This is a genomic window from Nostoc sp., assembly GCF_036917575.1.
Lineage (GTDB): Bacteria > Cyanobacteriota > Cyanobacteriia > Cyanobacteriales > Nostocaceae > Nostoc.
Window position 1 is genome coordinate 117398 of the sequence record NZ_JBALDC010000074.1, and the last position, 15367, is coordinate 132764.

The following is a 15367-nucleotide window of genomic DNA, read 5'->3' on the forward strand; positions in this document are numbered from 1 at the left end:
GGTAAATAATGCCTTTATTGAGAGGCAGTGAATTGGTTTGAAACTCTTTATTTGAGCGCCACGACTCCATTTATGGGAGGTTTGGTAGCTCTCTTGTTGTGCAACCAAGCAACGCTCAAGGCTGCGATCGCTAACACGCCCAAAACAGAATCAGGTTCAGGGACAGATTTGCTATTCTCAATTCTGAGAATTTGTCCTTGACCAGGGCGATCGCCTCGGTTGGTGACGTATACTGCACCATCAGCACCAATAGTCAGAGCGCTAGGCGACTCTAATCCATTGCCACTCAGAAGAGTCGTGCGTGTGCCATCGGGAGCTATTTTGATTACGGAACCATCAAAATCACCCTTCCAAGCTGACTGATTGGCATACTGCAAAGCATACAAATTACCCGCAGAATCAAATTGCAAGTCTGTGAGTTGGGTAAAACCATCAGCGAAAACTGTTGGCTTGCCATCAGCACCGACGCGATAGATTTTTGCCCCACCTTCTGGGAAGGGAAAACCAGTAAATTGACTGACGTAATAAACGCCATCAGGGCCTTTTGCCACACTTGAGGGTACTGCTTGAGTTGCAAACTGCGATCCCCCCGATTCACCTTGAGATGGTACTTGTGCAGGTTCATTAGATGGGGTATCAGAAGGTGGAAAGACTGGATTCGTCAAGATGTCTTTGGGGAAGGTGGTAATAGCTTGCAAATTACTGCCACCAATGTTGACACCCAGTAAGTCGTTTGCACCTGCATCAACTGCAACTAACTTATTTCCATCTATGACAAAACCCAAGGGATTGCTACCGACATCACCACCATCGGGATTATTGGCGAGTTCATAGTTAGCTAAATCTGCAACACTCGTCCAGGAATTGGTTTTAAAGTCGGGAGCAATGATTTTACCGAGGTCAGTATTACCCAAATTGCGATCGCGAAAGGTTGGATTTGCTCCATACCCAATCAGGACATAAGGTTTACCCTTGGAATCAAATTGGATATCACGAGGGCCACCGGCTCCAGTACCATCCGGTAATGCTATGGAAGGAAGTCCTGTAAGTATCCGCTCGGTTTTACCATTCTCAATTTTGGTAACTGCCCCACTTGTGCCATAGCATAAAGAATTGCCTTGACCGCTTGCTGGTGGAACACAAGCTCCACTTCCCCCGATTCCTGCCTCTGTAACATAGAGATCGCCATCAGGGCCAAAGCTTAGACCACCAGCATTATATAGACCGTCGGCGATTACTGAAAAGGATGCGGCTGACGCAGCTTTCATTCCCGAAAAAGCGGCAACACAAAAAGTAAGGATAGTAATAGTAAGTGGCTTGAGTTTCATGTGTTGCAATACAGGTAATCGTGGGGAATTGAGGGGTGAATTTTAAACGCAAAGAACGCTGAGGGAAGCGCAGAGTAACGCCGAGATTTTAGTTGGTAACTAGTGATTCTGGAGTTTTTGGTAAATAGCTCATTCCTCGGTCAAATGATTTTAGGTTACCTGCTTTGGCTTCGAGTAAACGTTTGATGTTCATGCTCTCAGCCCCAAAGTCTTCAATTTGAAGTTTGCCGTGGCTAACAGTTCCATCTGTTTTCCAGAATGTAATTCGATGCAGAATGAAACCTGAAGCTTCGGGATCGGCGAAAGAGTATGCAGTTGGAATAAGTAACGCTACAGAACGCTGATAATATTCGTAGTCTGGATAAAAGTGTTCTTGTTCAAGTAAGTAGTATTTACTCAGACTATGAACTCGCACAGACACTTTTACTTTCTGGTTATATTCATCTTTGAATTCACCTGAATCAGAAGTTATCTCACCATTTGGTCGTAGTAAATGTGCCCATTCATCTACGTTTTTTAAGTCTTTCAAGTATTCAATGCCGATTTCAATTGGGGCATCAACATAAATAGTATCTGTATCGATAAAGTGGCTTCCTTTAGCTGCTGCTGTCAGACCAGCTTGACGTTCCAAATTACCTTTTAGAGAACGACACTCGGAAGTGTGTACTGTGTGAATTCCCTGCATAATCATCTGAGTCTGCCGTTTGGGATCGACAAAGCTCAACCAGTGAAAATACACACCTTTTTCATCTGTTCCTGGCTCGATGTAATCGGTGGGAAACAGCAAAACTGGATAAACTTGAAAATATTTCTGATACTCTAATCCACAGTGCCACTCAATACCGTAGAAAAGGGGATTTTCTAGTTTTTTAACATGATAGTAAAGATTTTTGTGATAACCCGATGCAGTTCCGAGCCAGGTATCTTCATCAATTTGCTCTTTCATCCGGCTGTAAAGTGTCCATTCATCTAAATTCTTTAAACTACAAAGGTAGTCAAAGGCACTCTCTGGTGAAGTCGCAATATAAGCTGATGTAGCAAAGGTATTTTTTTCCATTGTTCACTCCTGAAGATAATAACAATTAGGCGGCGATCGCTTTAGTCTTGGTTCGCTTACTATTGTTGATCCGGTCTTCTGCTAATTGTCTAGCAGCATCGTTAGTAGTAACTCCTTGCTCTTTAGCAATCTCAAAAATTGCTAATAGCGTGTCATAAATGTTATGCACTTGTTTGAAAGCTTTTTCTTCGTCATAACCAATCATTTCGTTATAAACATTGATTAGCCCTCCGGCATTAATTACATAATCAGGGCTGTAAAGAATCCCTTTTTTGGCAAGCATTTGACTATGTAATTGCTCATTATCCAATTGATTATTAGCTGCACCAGCAATAATTTTTGCTTGCAGGAAGGGAATTGTATGACTATTAAGAATTCCTCCTAACGCGCAAGGAGCAAAGATATCTACATCAAGTGAGTAAATTTCGCTTGGTTCTACAACAGTTGCGCCAAAAAGCCGTTTTACCTCTTGTGCTTTTACTGGATCTACATCACTCACAAAAAGCTGGACATTATGATCATGTAAGTGCCGACAGAGATTTTTACCGACATTTCCTAAGCCTTGAACTGCAACTTTCATGCCATCAAGTCTTTTACTCTGCCAACGAGATTCTACAGCAGCTTTAATTCCGAGAAAAACTCCTAGTGATGTTATCGGAGCCGGGCCACCAGACTTTTCTGATACTCCAACAACATATTTTGTTTCTTGACTAATTGTCCGCACATCGTCAGGAGTAATATTGACATCTTGTCCGGTAATAAAACGTCCATTTAGACTATTAACAAAACGTCCGTAAGCTTTCAACAGATCGTCTGTTTTATTTTCAGGATTAGCAATAATGACTGCTTTCCCCCCACCAGCCGGAATATTTGCACAGGCTGCTTTATATGTCATTCCCCGACTCAGACGAAGTGCATCTTTTAAAGCAGCTTCTTCGTTGACATAAGGCATAAGTCTTGTAGCTCCCATTGCTGGGCCTAAGCTCGTATCATGAATGGCAATTATTGCCTTAATTTCGGGATTTTTACCATGACAAAAGAGAACTTGTTCGTGACCCATTTCTCTAACAGTTTCAAATAGCAGCATTTTCACCTCTCGATATTGGTTGGAATTGTTTAGAGATAATGACCATTACAAAATGTAAAGATATAGACACAAAAACACTCTGGAATATTAAGATGAGATGAAGTTAGAAAAAGTTAGTCTTCAAAAATAAAACATTCCAGCTTTGTGGGTATAGTTGTTGCCTGGAATAAAGTTTTTGCCGCTTCTAAATTCATCCTTTATATTTTGCTGAATGGGTTAATCCAAACTGCGTTGTAGATTCCGCCTTTTTGGAGTGTCTTAGTGTCTATAAGAATTGAATGAGATTGCAAGCTTTTAAAATCAAACCATTGGAAATGAAACTTGCTTGGCTGCGCTTTTCGCGGAAGTTGATTTAATTCCTTGGGCTGCCAAACTCTTATTACGTCCACCGGAAGGTGCTAGGCGATCGGCATCAATCACTACATCAATTAAAAAGGGAACAGTTGAGGCCATCGCTTGTTCTAATGCGGCTTCGATATCCGACTCTCTAACGACGACGATCGCTTCTGCTCCCATACCACGAGCAATCATCGCAAAGTTTGTTGGTGGAATTGTTGCATCTGCACCCTTTAATCCCAAGATTTTCATCCCTTGATGACACATGTTGTAACGCGCATCGTTGAGTACAATCCAGATTGCGGGAATTTTGTATTTCACGGCTGTGCTGATTTCGTTATTCATCAGCATTGCTCCATCGCCAACAATCCCTACAGCTTTGCTATTGTTTGCTAACGCTGCACCCAACACTCCGGTGACAGCGTGACCCATTGCGCCGACTCCGGTGCTAACTCGGTAACGATTGGCTTGGGCAAATTGCAGGAAATGAGTTGACCAAGTAAAAGAGTTACCACACTCTGCCATGACTATGGCATTGCTACCATCAACAATGATCTTTTGAATTCCTGCCATCAACACTTCTGGTCGCACTGGATAGTCTACGTCTGTAGTAAGTTCAATTGCTTTGTGTTCTGGACGAGGTAGGGAGATTGGGGAATAAGGAGCATCTGGCAATTGCTGCAACAACTCTTTGACAAAGGTTTTGATGTCAGAGCGAACCCCAAAAGTTTCAACGTGTGAATACACTACTCCTGGCACTTCTGGGTCAATATCAACATGGACAAAGCCTCCTTTAGGAACTAGCGCCGAATTCCAAAAAGAAGTCGGTTCGCCAAGACGGGTTCCTAATACGAGTGTGCGTAGTGGAGGTTGCTGTTCCATATAAGTTAAGACTGAAGCATGACCGCCTAAACCTGTGACACCCACAAATTGGGGATGATCTTCAGGGAAGATACCTTTACCACGAGGTGAGCAGATAACCGCAGCTCCAGTTTTTTCAGCGAGTTGGCGGATTTCGTCTGCTGCATCACGCGCACCAAAACCAACCCAAATGGCAAAGGGACCAGATGATAATAACTCTACAGATTTAGCGATCGCTTCTTTTGAAGCAGTCATCCCAAACGGAGAAACATCTAGTTGGGGTAAGGCTATATTCTCAACTAAACTTGTTTGCACTGCGGTAGGAATACTCAAATGAGCAACAAATCCACCTGGTTGCGCCATCGCTAAAGCCAGTTTACGAAAAATCTGCGGTAGTTGAGCCGCAGATTCAATCGTGATTGCATAATTAAATAATGCTCCTGAGGTAAAAATTCCCCCACTAGGCAAGGTGTAAGTGCTGGTTTCTTGAATAGCCCAACGTCCACGCTGTGGTGCTGAAGTGCAAGCCGACAACAAAATTATCTTGGCACCTTCACCACGAGCCGCAAATAATCCGGTGAGGGAATTAGTGATCCCCGGTCCTGCTGTGGTAAAAACTACAGTAGGGCGATTATTGGCAAAGTATGCCTCAGTCGCTGCAAATGCCGCTCCGGCTTCATGGCGGAAGTTCAACACTTCTATGCTGCTATTGGATAGCGCACCCCAGAGGCTGGCCATTGCACCACCGGCGACACCAAAAGCGTAGCTTACTCCTAAATTTTCCAACATCTGAGCGATCGCTTCGGCAACTGATAGCGTTGGGGCTATTTCATTGTTTAAAAAAGGCTGAATTCCCTCATTATTCTTGGATTCATCAAGCTGACGGGAGTCAGACACGGATTCTACATAATTGTTTGCTGGAAGTTCTTTGTATGGCTCAGTGGTGATGAGAGGATTTGAACCAGTATAGTTTTGACTCATTAGTTTCACGTAATTACAGAAAGTTACATAAAGGCTTTTTAGCTTACAATCACAGCGATAGAAATATTTAATACAAACAACTCTGTTGTTTCTCACAGCTATGATCTAGTAGTCTGCCAACCCAAAGATGCGCTTGTGAGGGCTGGGGAAAGGGGAAAGGGATTTAAAACCTTTCCCCCTTCCCCCTTACCCTTTACCCCGCCAAGTTCACTTGGCGAACTACTAGTTTGGACAAAAGTAGAAATGGTTGATTGCTGCTGATTGATGCTTGTGAGCGCAGTACCAAAAAATTTTTACCGAAAGCATACAACAAGTTAAGGCTGTGCTTCTTGCCACCAGAATAAAGGAGATGAAGACTGTTGTACAATCAAAAATCTTTTGATAGAGATGTCAAATTTTTCGCTTCTATGTGATGACTACAGTATTTAAGTAGATTAACGGCAAAAAACTAAGTTATGTAAAGGTGTATAAATTAGCAACTAACCCGAAGTTAAGGACATCTCAGAATCTTTACACAACTTCATATAGATAGCTTTAATAGCACCGATCTAATTAATAAACGCCTGATGAGATTCTTAGTCGCTACAATAAAAACCTAATTTGCAATGAAAAATCTTTTGATATATATGTCAATTTTTTCGCTTTGTTCGTGATTATGGCATTTGTAACTTAGTCAACTGAAAGATTCATCTTCTGCGATCGCTAGCAAGATATATCACCAAATTTACAATAGAAAATTTTTTGCTCTAGTTGTCAATTCTTTTGCTTTCGGACTTATGTGAGTGTGATTTTTGTCGGTTGTCTACAGAAGCGATCGCCGCGTGAGCTTTTTATATATTGATTCAGCAACGCCTGATTTTTGACTATTGAACTCCTTGCCATAAATTACCTAAATTAAACCATGAGTCGAACTACAACAGTTCGGCGGGCTTTATGTTGCCACTAAAAACTCTTTGAGTCAATTATTTGTAACACTGATTACATAGCTTCTTAACTTTATTATCTACCGAAGGAAAGAAAAATAAATATGAAGTACGTAATTCTTTTGATAAATTTTATTATTTTTAACGTAGGACATAGCATAAATTACGTGTATCTCAATAAAAATGTTTTTTCTGAGAAAAAACACGACTTTATAGGTGAAACCGCTGTAATCTTATGTTACGCAACTATTCCTTACGACGGATGACTAAACATGTTTTTCTATAGTTAAATTCCTGAGAGAGTAAGTTAAGATAAATTAAGAAAATAAATTGATGAGTAAAACTTGCTCATTTTAAGCCAAACCCAGCACTGCAAATTCATTTATGTCGAGAATCAAGCGACTCTACACAAGTAGATCGCTAAAGTTCTTAGTTTAGTAAAGATTAAAGGATAACATTTATTTTTATCCCTTAACTTTTTCTTAGTTGAAACCCAGTAATTTTAGGTTAGTGAATCATTAGTATGAGTTAGTTATGATGCAGGGCTAGTTTAAATGTAAAATGTTTTTTCTTCTTAGAGATTAATAGTTTTGAACTCTTAATCTCTAAATTTGATTGACTAATCTGGATTTGATTTGTCTACATTTTGTGTTGCTATAAAAAGCTATTTAAATCAACTATATATTTTAAACATTTAGATTTTTTTTAGAAATTTTTAGTTATGAAATTCACTTTTTATTGGTATGATAATTTTTGTAACAGTCATTAATAATATTTGTTAATCTACTAACTAATTCTATTTGTAAGCAGCCTAATAGCGCATCAAATATTTCAGCAAGTTATGATTATTAGCTCATTAATGGGCATGGTGCTAATTGATTAGTAGGAGGAAGTATAAATATGAATTCTAGCGACTATACATTAGCTACATCAAACAATAAATGGGCATTACAACCAGAAGTAGAAATGAAGTTTGCTCACTTGTTAATAAATCACGCAGTAGATGCTGCCTTCTGTTTAGGAGCAAATGCACAGTTTCTTTACGTCAACGATGCCACTTGTCTGATGACTGGGTATTCCCGTGAGGAATTACTTTCTATGAGGCTGCATGATATAGATGTAGATTATTCTCTGCATAATTGGTCAGATATTAACTTACAGGGTTCCCTTACCTTTAAATCTCGCTATCGGACAAAAGGAAGTCGGATATTTCTGGTAGAAATATCCATGAACTATGTAAAACACCAAGATATGGAATTTGGCTGTGCTTTTGTTCGTGAGAAAACTGATGAAATAGTAGAATTGAGCGTTCAAAAGTGGACTGATGAATTAAGGGATGCCAAAGACAATTTGCAACAGGAATTTTCTCAAGTCAAGGCAAAAGAAATAGAACTAGAAACATCTCTTTCTTTACTTCGTTCTACTCTCGAGTCTACTGCCATTGGTATTGTTGCAGTTAACTTTGAGGGAGATATTCTGAGCTTGAATCAGAAATTTGTAGATATGTGGCAGATCCCAGAGTCCCTAATACTATCTAAGAAATGTCCTCAATGCAAAGCATTTTTTGAGAGCCAACTTAAAGACCCACAAACCTTTAGTCGATTGATTTGGGAAGTGTCTAGCCAATCTGATTTCGAGAGCTACGACATTCTGGAGTTGAAAGATGGGAGAGTTTTTGCACATTACTCTAAACCTCAGTTGCTTGAGGGTAAAATTATTGGGAGAGTATGGAGTATTTGGGACATTACTGAATCGAAACAGACTGAAGAAGCATTACGACTGAACGCAACTAGATTTCGGACTTTAGCAGAAACGACAGATACGAGCACTTTTCTGATTCAAGGTACGCGGCTTTGCTATGTAAATCCAGCAGTAGAGAAACTCACTGGCTACACAAACGAGGAATTAACAACAGGCTTTGAACTGCGCCGACTGATTAAAAGCAAAAAACGTCGGCAGGTACGCAACCAGGGTGAAGCAGGTAACTTTGAATATCAAGAGGTAAGTATTTTGACAAAAAACGGCACAGAGCGCTGGCTAGCTTGTGCGGTTGCCATGCTGAATGGAGTGCTGGATTTTGGGGGAAAGCCAGTTGAACTGATTGCAGGTATTGATATTACTGATTATAAATATGCAGAATTAAGTCTAAACCAGGCTTTAGAACAAGCAAAACAACTTAGCGAACTTAGAGCGCGTTTTCTTTCTATGGTCTGCCATCAATTTCGGACTCCGCTGAATATTGTTTCATTTTCTAATAGCTTACTCAAAGAAGAAGTAGACAAACGCACACAGAAGAAAATCCAACCACTACTCGATCACATTCAAAAAGCTACCGAACAACTCAGCCAGATGTTGGATGATATTTTGTTCTTCTCTAAGGCAGAATCAGCAAAAATTAACTGCGATCCCAAACCGCTTGAATTAGTTGGGTTTTGTAATGATTTAGTTGCACAAATGCAGATGAGTTTTAACCGAATTCCAATTAACTTTGTATGTCAAGATAACTCTCTAACAGCCTGCATAGATAAAAAACTGTTAGAGCCTATTTTGAAGAATTTGCTAGACAATGCAATCAAGTATTCTACTTCAAATTTTGCAATTGAGTTGAAATTATATTGCAAAAATGAAAAATTAATTTTCCAGGTAAAAGATAAGGGGATCGGTATTTCAGGAGTAGATCAACAACGAATATTTGAGCCATTTTACCGTGGTGGAAATATTGATCATATACCTGGTACTGGACTAGGACTATCGATTCTTAAAACCCTTGTAGATTTACATCACGGTCAAGTTTCTGTAGAAAGTCAAATTTGTGTAGGCACTACATTTACTGTGGTATTGCCATTAATCGAATCAGAGTTAACTAGTACCAAGTTATAAGTATTGAAATGAAGATAGTTGCTAATTGAAAACTTAACAATCATATTTCTTGGAAAGAAGTAATTAATTTCATACCTACTTACCTCGACTTGATCCAAAATTAAGAACTCGGTTTTCTTTATCCAGTAAAAACTCTAGCTTTTTGGCAAATATTTTTTCCACCTTACAAATTATTGATGAAGTGAGAAAAATAAAACTACTGTCCTATAAAGGTTTCAGTTTAAGCGTTCGTGCAACGACTCCGTAGGAGTATCGCGTTGCTAAAAAAATGGAATAAGTCAAGCTTACATACTCATCAAATAGTCTCGTAAGCAGGTTCTACAAATAGTGATAGTAAGAAAAAATCATGTCTGAATCGTCAAGTAAAATTCTCGTCATTGAAGATGACAATGTTACCCGCAATCTTTATTTAAAGGGTCTTGAGGCTAAAGGTTTTGATACCATAAGTGCTGACAACGGTTTTGCTGGTATCCAGCAAGCACAAAAGCATATACCCGATATAGTGATTTGCGATATCACGATGCCCGATATAGATGGTTATAGCGTTTTAACTACGCTACGTCAAGATCCCCTTACAGCAACAGCAATTATTCCTTTCATTTTTCTAACTGGCAGTAGTACCAGAGCAGATGTTCGCAAAGCTATGGAATTGGGAGCAGACGACTATCTTACTAAACCTTCTACACTAGATGAATTGGTGAGTGTGATCGTTACTCGCTTAGAAAAGCAAGCTATTCTCAAATACTGGTGCAATATTCAATGCAAGAAAGCTTTACAATCAGTATTTGCAAGTAATACTACAGCGATCGCTAGAGATGTTGCCATAGCCTCTGATGAAGAAGTCTCCGATGAAGATCCTTCTAAGTCAATTTTTCCCTGCATTCCTCAATTAAAAGAAGTTTTTGACTTTATCGAAGCCCATTATCATCAAGGAATTACTTTATGTGATGTGGCTGTTGCTGTTGGTTACTCACCTGCTTACTTAACTAACCGAGTAGCAAGGCAAACAGGAGAGACTGTAAACTGCTGGATTGTCAAACGTCGGATGGCGGGAGCGCGTTTTTTACTCCGAAATAGCGAGCAGACAGTCGAGAAGATAGCAAAAGCATTGGGCTATCAGGATGTATCTCATTTCTCCCGCCAGTTTCGCCAACATCACGGTTTACCTCCCCAAGCTTGGCGCAAAGAACATCAGCTTGCATCGTAAAAACAGGTGAAACCGTGGTGAAAGTAGATTTGGCAGAAGACAGGGGATAGGGAGCAGAAGAAAAAAAGGGCGTTGCAGAACAGGGGATGACATTTAGGCAGGCTATTCTTGTGCAGGGGGAGAAATTTTATAACTTGCTAAATCATCTCTCAATCCAGCAACGCAAAAAAAAGTAAGTATAGCAGTAGTTACAGCCTTTATGACATAATGACAAACGTAAATGCTAAAAACAGTAATAGTTTTACCTACTGCCTCCTGCCTTCTTCCTCCTGCCTCCTGCTATATTAATAAAAACTTTATTTGTGGCTATAGAGTTACACAAGTATAAAAAGATTTGTGTTGAGCGGAAAATGCTACGAGACATAAACTGTCCTTGCTTTAAACCCACGCTTAAAAGCATAGGTTCTTTCTAGCTGCTGCCTTCTGACTCCTTCATACAAATAGTTGCGTAAACTCATATATTAAATCCACCCTACCTTTACGTAACATAGCTGGATCTAATCTTTCAGTAGTGTTGCAAGTCATCAAGATAACTAAGCGTTGCTGCATCTGAATACCAGAGTCATCAATTACACTCTGATACAAAGTGCCATCTAGCAAACTCAGAATGTGTTCGGTTTTGTTATTGTATTGGGCTACCTCCGAAGCACGATTTTGCGCTAGATTATCAGCTTCGTTTATAACGATACAGATACGCTCTATGTAAGTCGGTGGAACAAAATTAGCGATCGCATCATGATCTAAAATAAAAATTACATACCCTAAAGGTACAAGAATTTCTTTTGCTACTGCCTGTGTCCACACTGTTTTACCAGTACCTGGTTGCCCATGTACAACAACCGCTAACTGGTTTTGATTCAGAATTGCTTGCTGTACAGAATCAGTAAAATTTTGGATATTAGTGGGAAATGTCCGAATGTTAAATTGACTATGAACTTTGCCTACACGACTTTGATAGCCACTCAGCATCACTGCTAAGTCGTAAGTTGCTTTATTAATTAGTGGCGCGAGATTTTTCGCCATTAAAGTATATTGCCGTCGCCCGCGATCGTAGGGATCAATTTGTAACCAGATGTCATACTTAGACCAGTAAGCGTAAACAGTATTAATAATGTCTAAGCGTTCCCAGCTAACAAATTTATCTATCGGAAAATAAAAATCTCTTTCTGAGTGATACTGGGTAATAATATCAGGATTACCCAATACACCTAAAACTCGCAGTACAGTAATTTCTTGCAGTCGATTTAGAACATAATCAATCGGAATGCTACTACGACTGACAAATTGGACAATAGGCGTTTCCGTACTCAAAACATCTTTATAGCGATGATCTGGTGATTGAGGATCTGGCGTGATGTAATTCCAAAACTTTTCAACTTCATAACGGGTGTTCTCAGATACAACACTTAATAAATTAGCCCACCAACTATAATTATTTCGTCCTAAAACATCAGCAATATTACTCGCCAAATTCAAACTTTTTTGACTTAATTCGCGGGAGTCACTGTACAACAGTTGCCACAAAAATCCCCAGTCTAATTCTCGATTAAACGGTCGCCAACCGCAAGCAAGTAAACTTTGCCGAGTATTATTTGTAGGAGTGCCTTCATTGCTTCTAAAATAGTCAAAATCCATATTTATAAGTTATGCAGCGTCAGTTAAGTTATTTGGTATTAAGTAGGAAGTTTTGAAAATTTTTTCTCGTAATATCAACTAATTGCGTGCAAATGGTAATTTTATTTTCACTGTACTAGCGAGGAAGTCTTTTTAATTTAACTCGTTATTATTGTAGTATACTATATTACAACAATAATTACTTGTGTCAACTTTTTTGATAAACCAATTGTTAAGTAAATGTTTACTTTTAGTGATTGATTTATCTATACTACATATCCGTCTGTAGATGAGGACTTACAGCAGATTTCAAGTTGATGAAGTACACAAGTTAGTTTGAACGTACAAAGCTTGTTTTACTTCTGTTAGCGCAGCGGGGCGTAGCCCATTCTGACTCCTGAATTCTCCTGTATATTATGTCCGTGGATATTTTTCAGAAGGTTTTATTTGCTGTTTACGTAGCCAGTCTCGAAAGCTGGAATGATACAGACTGTAATGGGCTTCTGAGGCAATTGGTTTTTGCTGTAAGAACTCTAGCCAATTTTCTAGCACTTCTTCAACTTCATACTCATCAGTATCAATGATTTGTGCGATGCCTGCGGCGGGCTGCGCCAACGCTTCCACTGATATTGCTTTTTGCTGCTGTATTAAAACATTTAACACATCTGTGCTATGTTCCGCCTTTTGTTCGGATGGAAACATTTTGTGTAAATGCTGCTGATAATATGCCTCTAAAACAGGCGGGAGTTGATTGTACTGGAAAGGTATCAGGTAGAAATTTTCTGCGATCGCACTTATTACCTGACTGAGATACATAAAATTATTTTCGCTCAAAGTGGTGAGGCGATCGCAGAATTCTTGCTCACTAATCTGGTGATTACTCAGCCAAGATTTAATATCCCCCCTTAACAAAGGAGTATTGCCCCCCTTTTTAAGGGGGGTTGGGGGGATCTCTTCAGTAGTTAGGTAATTTTGAATATATGCTTGGATATCTTGGCGATTTTCTTCTGGATAATCTGCTAAATCAAGACTTTGCGACGGCGTTTCAATTAATAAACCCGACTTCTCCCGCAAGAAAGGTCTACGAGAGAGGAGGAAATAGACCTTATCTGGGAGATAGCGGGGGAGATAAAACAGATTTGTACCAGATGGTTGGCTGTTACGGTCAATGCAATTCAACCCATCAATGGCAATTATCAGTTTTTGATCGGGTTCTAACTCATCACTGATTTGCTGGAGAAGACTAGAGAAAAACCAACTTCCCTCTGTGGCGTTATCAGGGAGGGAGGTGTAATTAAGCGAGTATTGATTAATCAGTTGCGTGCAGATATTTATGAGAAATTCGTCAGCACGATTTTTATCCTCAAGTTCGGCATTGTAATAAATAACTTGAGGATTGTTTGTCACAAAATTGGCGAGGATGGCACTTTTACCGCTACCGGGTGCGCCAATGATGGTGAAGTAACCCTGGTTATGGCGGTGGAGAAAGTTGTTAATAGCTGTGAAAACAAATTCACGACCGACAAAGTTGTGGCTTTTTTCTTGAATGATTTGCTCAAACTCTGTGGGATGTCCTCTGGAATTGATTGTAGTCGGTGGTTTTGGTGGTGAGTTCATAATTTTGGAGAATAATTAAAAGATAAGGCAACAGTGGAGGTGGCGATGTCTGTACAATTGCTAAGACGGAAATTCACAATTGAGCAATATCATAAGATGGTTGAGTCGGGGATTCTCACAGAGGATGACCGGGTGGAATTGATTCGGGGAGAAATTATTGAGATGTCGCCAATTGGGACAAAACACGCTGCTTGTGTGAAACGGTTAAACAAACTCTTGTCTCAGAAGTTACGGGATAGAGTTCTCATTGCTATTCAAGACCCTGTGGAACTGAACGGTAACTCAGAACCTCAGCCAGATGTCGCATTACTTAAGCCCCGTGATAATTTCTACGCCACTGCACACCCCCAATCCCAGGATATTTTTTTACTAATTGAAGTATCTGATTCAACTGTGATGTATGACCGGGAAGAGAAAATTCCTTTATATGCAGAAGTTAACATTATTGAAGTTTGGTTAGTAGATATTAACGAGCAAATTGTCGAAGTTTATCAACAACCAACAGCCGCAGGATATCAGTTGATGCAAAAGTTCACTAGCGGTCAAACTTTATCAATTCAAGCCTTCCCTGATGTGAATATTAGCGTCGATGAAATCTTTGGCAAATAAAATTATTTCTCCCCTCATTCCTCTCTCTTGTTCTCAAGACGCAAAAAATGCACCTTACCTGAAGAATCACCTGCCACAATTGTCATCCCATCTGGTGCAACTGCACAGCAATTGATGGGATATTCGCCTGTAAAAGTAGCAATGAGTTCCCCTGTTGCCAGATTCCAGACTTTCAGGGTGTTGTCATAGGAAGCAGAAATCACCTGTTGCCCATTGGGGGTGACGGCGACGGCTTTTACCAAGTGTCTATGACCATTGAGGGTGAATAGTTCCTCCCCTGTTGCCAGATTCCAGACTTTCAGGGTGTTGTCAAGGGATGCAGAAATCACCTGTTGCCCATTGGGGGTGACGGCGACGGCTTTTACCAAGTCACTATGACCATTGAGGGTGAATAGTTCCTCCCCTGTTGCTAGATTCCAGACTTTCAGGGTGTTGTCATCGGATGCAGAAATCACCTGTTGCCCATTGGGGGTGACGGCGACGGCATTTACCGAGTAACTATGACCATTGAGGGTGAATTGTTCCTCCCCTGTTGCCAGATTCCAGACTTTCAGGGTGTTGTCATCGGATGCAGAAATCACCTGTTGCCCATTGGGGGTGACGGCGACGGCATTTACCCAGGAACTATGACCATTGAGGGTGAATTGTTCCTCCCCTGTTGCCAGATTCCAGACTTTCAGGGTGCTGTCAAGGCATGCAGAAATCACCTGTTGCCCATTGGGGGTGACGGCGACGGCATTTACCCAGTAAATATGACCATTGAGGCTGAATAGTTCCTCCCCTGTTGCCAGATTCCAGACTTTCAGGGTGCTGTCAAGGCATGCAGAAATCACCTGTTGCCCATTGGGGGTGACGGCGACGGCATTT

The 15367-nt window shown here is 40.3% G+C and carries 10 protein-coding genes; 3 read left to right on the forward strand and 7 right to left on the reverse strand.

Going from position 1 to position 15367, the window contains the following annotated elements:
* Window positions 1–47 precede the first annotated feature (47 nt).
* The 4 genes from V7K79_RS22635 to scyA form a co-directional block, all read right to left on the reverse strand.
* Window positions 48–1328 (reverse strand): ScyD/ScyE family protein, encoded by a 1281-nt coding sequence (locus tag V7K79_RS22635; protein ID WP_335050622.1) that lies wholly within the window; start codon window positions 1326–1328, stop codon window positions 48–50.
* A gap of 88 nt (window positions 1329–1416) precedes the next feature.
* A complete protein-coding gene (gene scyC, locus V7K79_RS22640) occupies window positions 1417–2385 on the reverse strand; it encodes a scytonemin biosynthesis cyclase/decarboxylase ScyC (RefSeq protein ID WP_335050624.1) in 969 nt (322 codons plus the stop codon).
* Between the two features lie 25 nt (window positions 2386–2410).
* Window positions 2411–3472 carry a tryptophan dehydrogenase ScyB gene (gene scyB, locus V7K79_RS22645; protein ID WP_335050625.1) on the reverse strand — a complete coding sequence of 354 codons (1062 nt, stop codon included), beginning with the start codon at window positions 3470–3472 and terminating at the stop codon, window positions 2411–2413.
* Window positions 3473–3772: 300 nt separating this feature from the next.
* On the reverse strand, window positions 3773–5650 hold the full coding sequence (gene scyA, locus V7K79_RS22650) for a scytonemin biosynthesis protein ScyA (protein WP_335050627.1): 1878 nt from the start codon (window positions 5648–5650) through the stop codon (window positions 3773–3775).
* Between the two features lie 1823 nt (window positions 5651–7473).
* Between scyA and V7K79_RS22655 the strand changes: the two genes are divergently transcribed.
* The gene (locus V7K79_RS22655) at window positions 7474–9453 is read left to right on the forward strand and encodes a scytonemin biosynthesis sensor histidine kinase (RefSeq protein ID WP_335050629.1); all 1980 of its coding nucleotides are present in this window, start codon (window positions 7474–7476) and stop codon (window positions 9451–9453) included.
* 346 nt (window positions 9454–9799) lie between these two features.
* Window positions 9800–10660 (forward strand): response regulator transcription factor, encoded by an 861-nt coding sequence (locus tag V7K79_RS22660; protein WP_335050631.1) that lies wholly within the window; start codon window positions 9800–9802, stop codon window positions 10658–10660.
* Between the two features lie 432 nt (window positions 10661–11092).
* On the opposite strand, the gene V7K79_RS22665 is transcribed toward V7K79_RS22660, so the two are convergent.
* On the reverse strand, window positions 11093–12295 hold the full coding sequence (locus V7K79_RS22665) for an AAA family ATPase (RefSeq protein ID WP_335050633.1): 1203 nt from the start codon (window positions 12293–12295) through the stop codon (window positions 11093–11095).
* Window positions 12296–12688: 393 nt separating this feature from the next.
* The gene (locus V7K79_RS22670) at window positions 12689–13891 is read right to left on the reverse strand and encodes an ATP-binding protein (protein ID WP_335050635.1); all 1203 of its coding nucleotides are present in this window, start codon (window positions 13889–13891) and stop codon (window positions 12689–12691) included.
* Window positions 13892–13936: 45 nt separating this feature from the next.
* On the opposite strand from V7K79_RS22670, the gene V7K79_RS22675 reads away from it, so the two are divergent.
* A complete protein-coding gene (locus V7K79_RS22675; protein WP_335050637.1) occupies window positions 13937–14500 on the forward strand; it encodes a Uma2 family endonuclease in 564 nt (187 codons plus the stop codon).
* Window positions 14501–14514: 14 nt separating this feature from the next.
* On the opposite strand, the gene V7K79_RS22680 is transcribed toward V7K79_RS22675, so the two are convergent.
* Window positions 14515–15367 (reverse strand): WD40 repeat domain-containing protein (locus V7K79_RS22680; protein WP_335050638.1); only part of this gene is annotated, 853 nt, incomplete at its 5' end.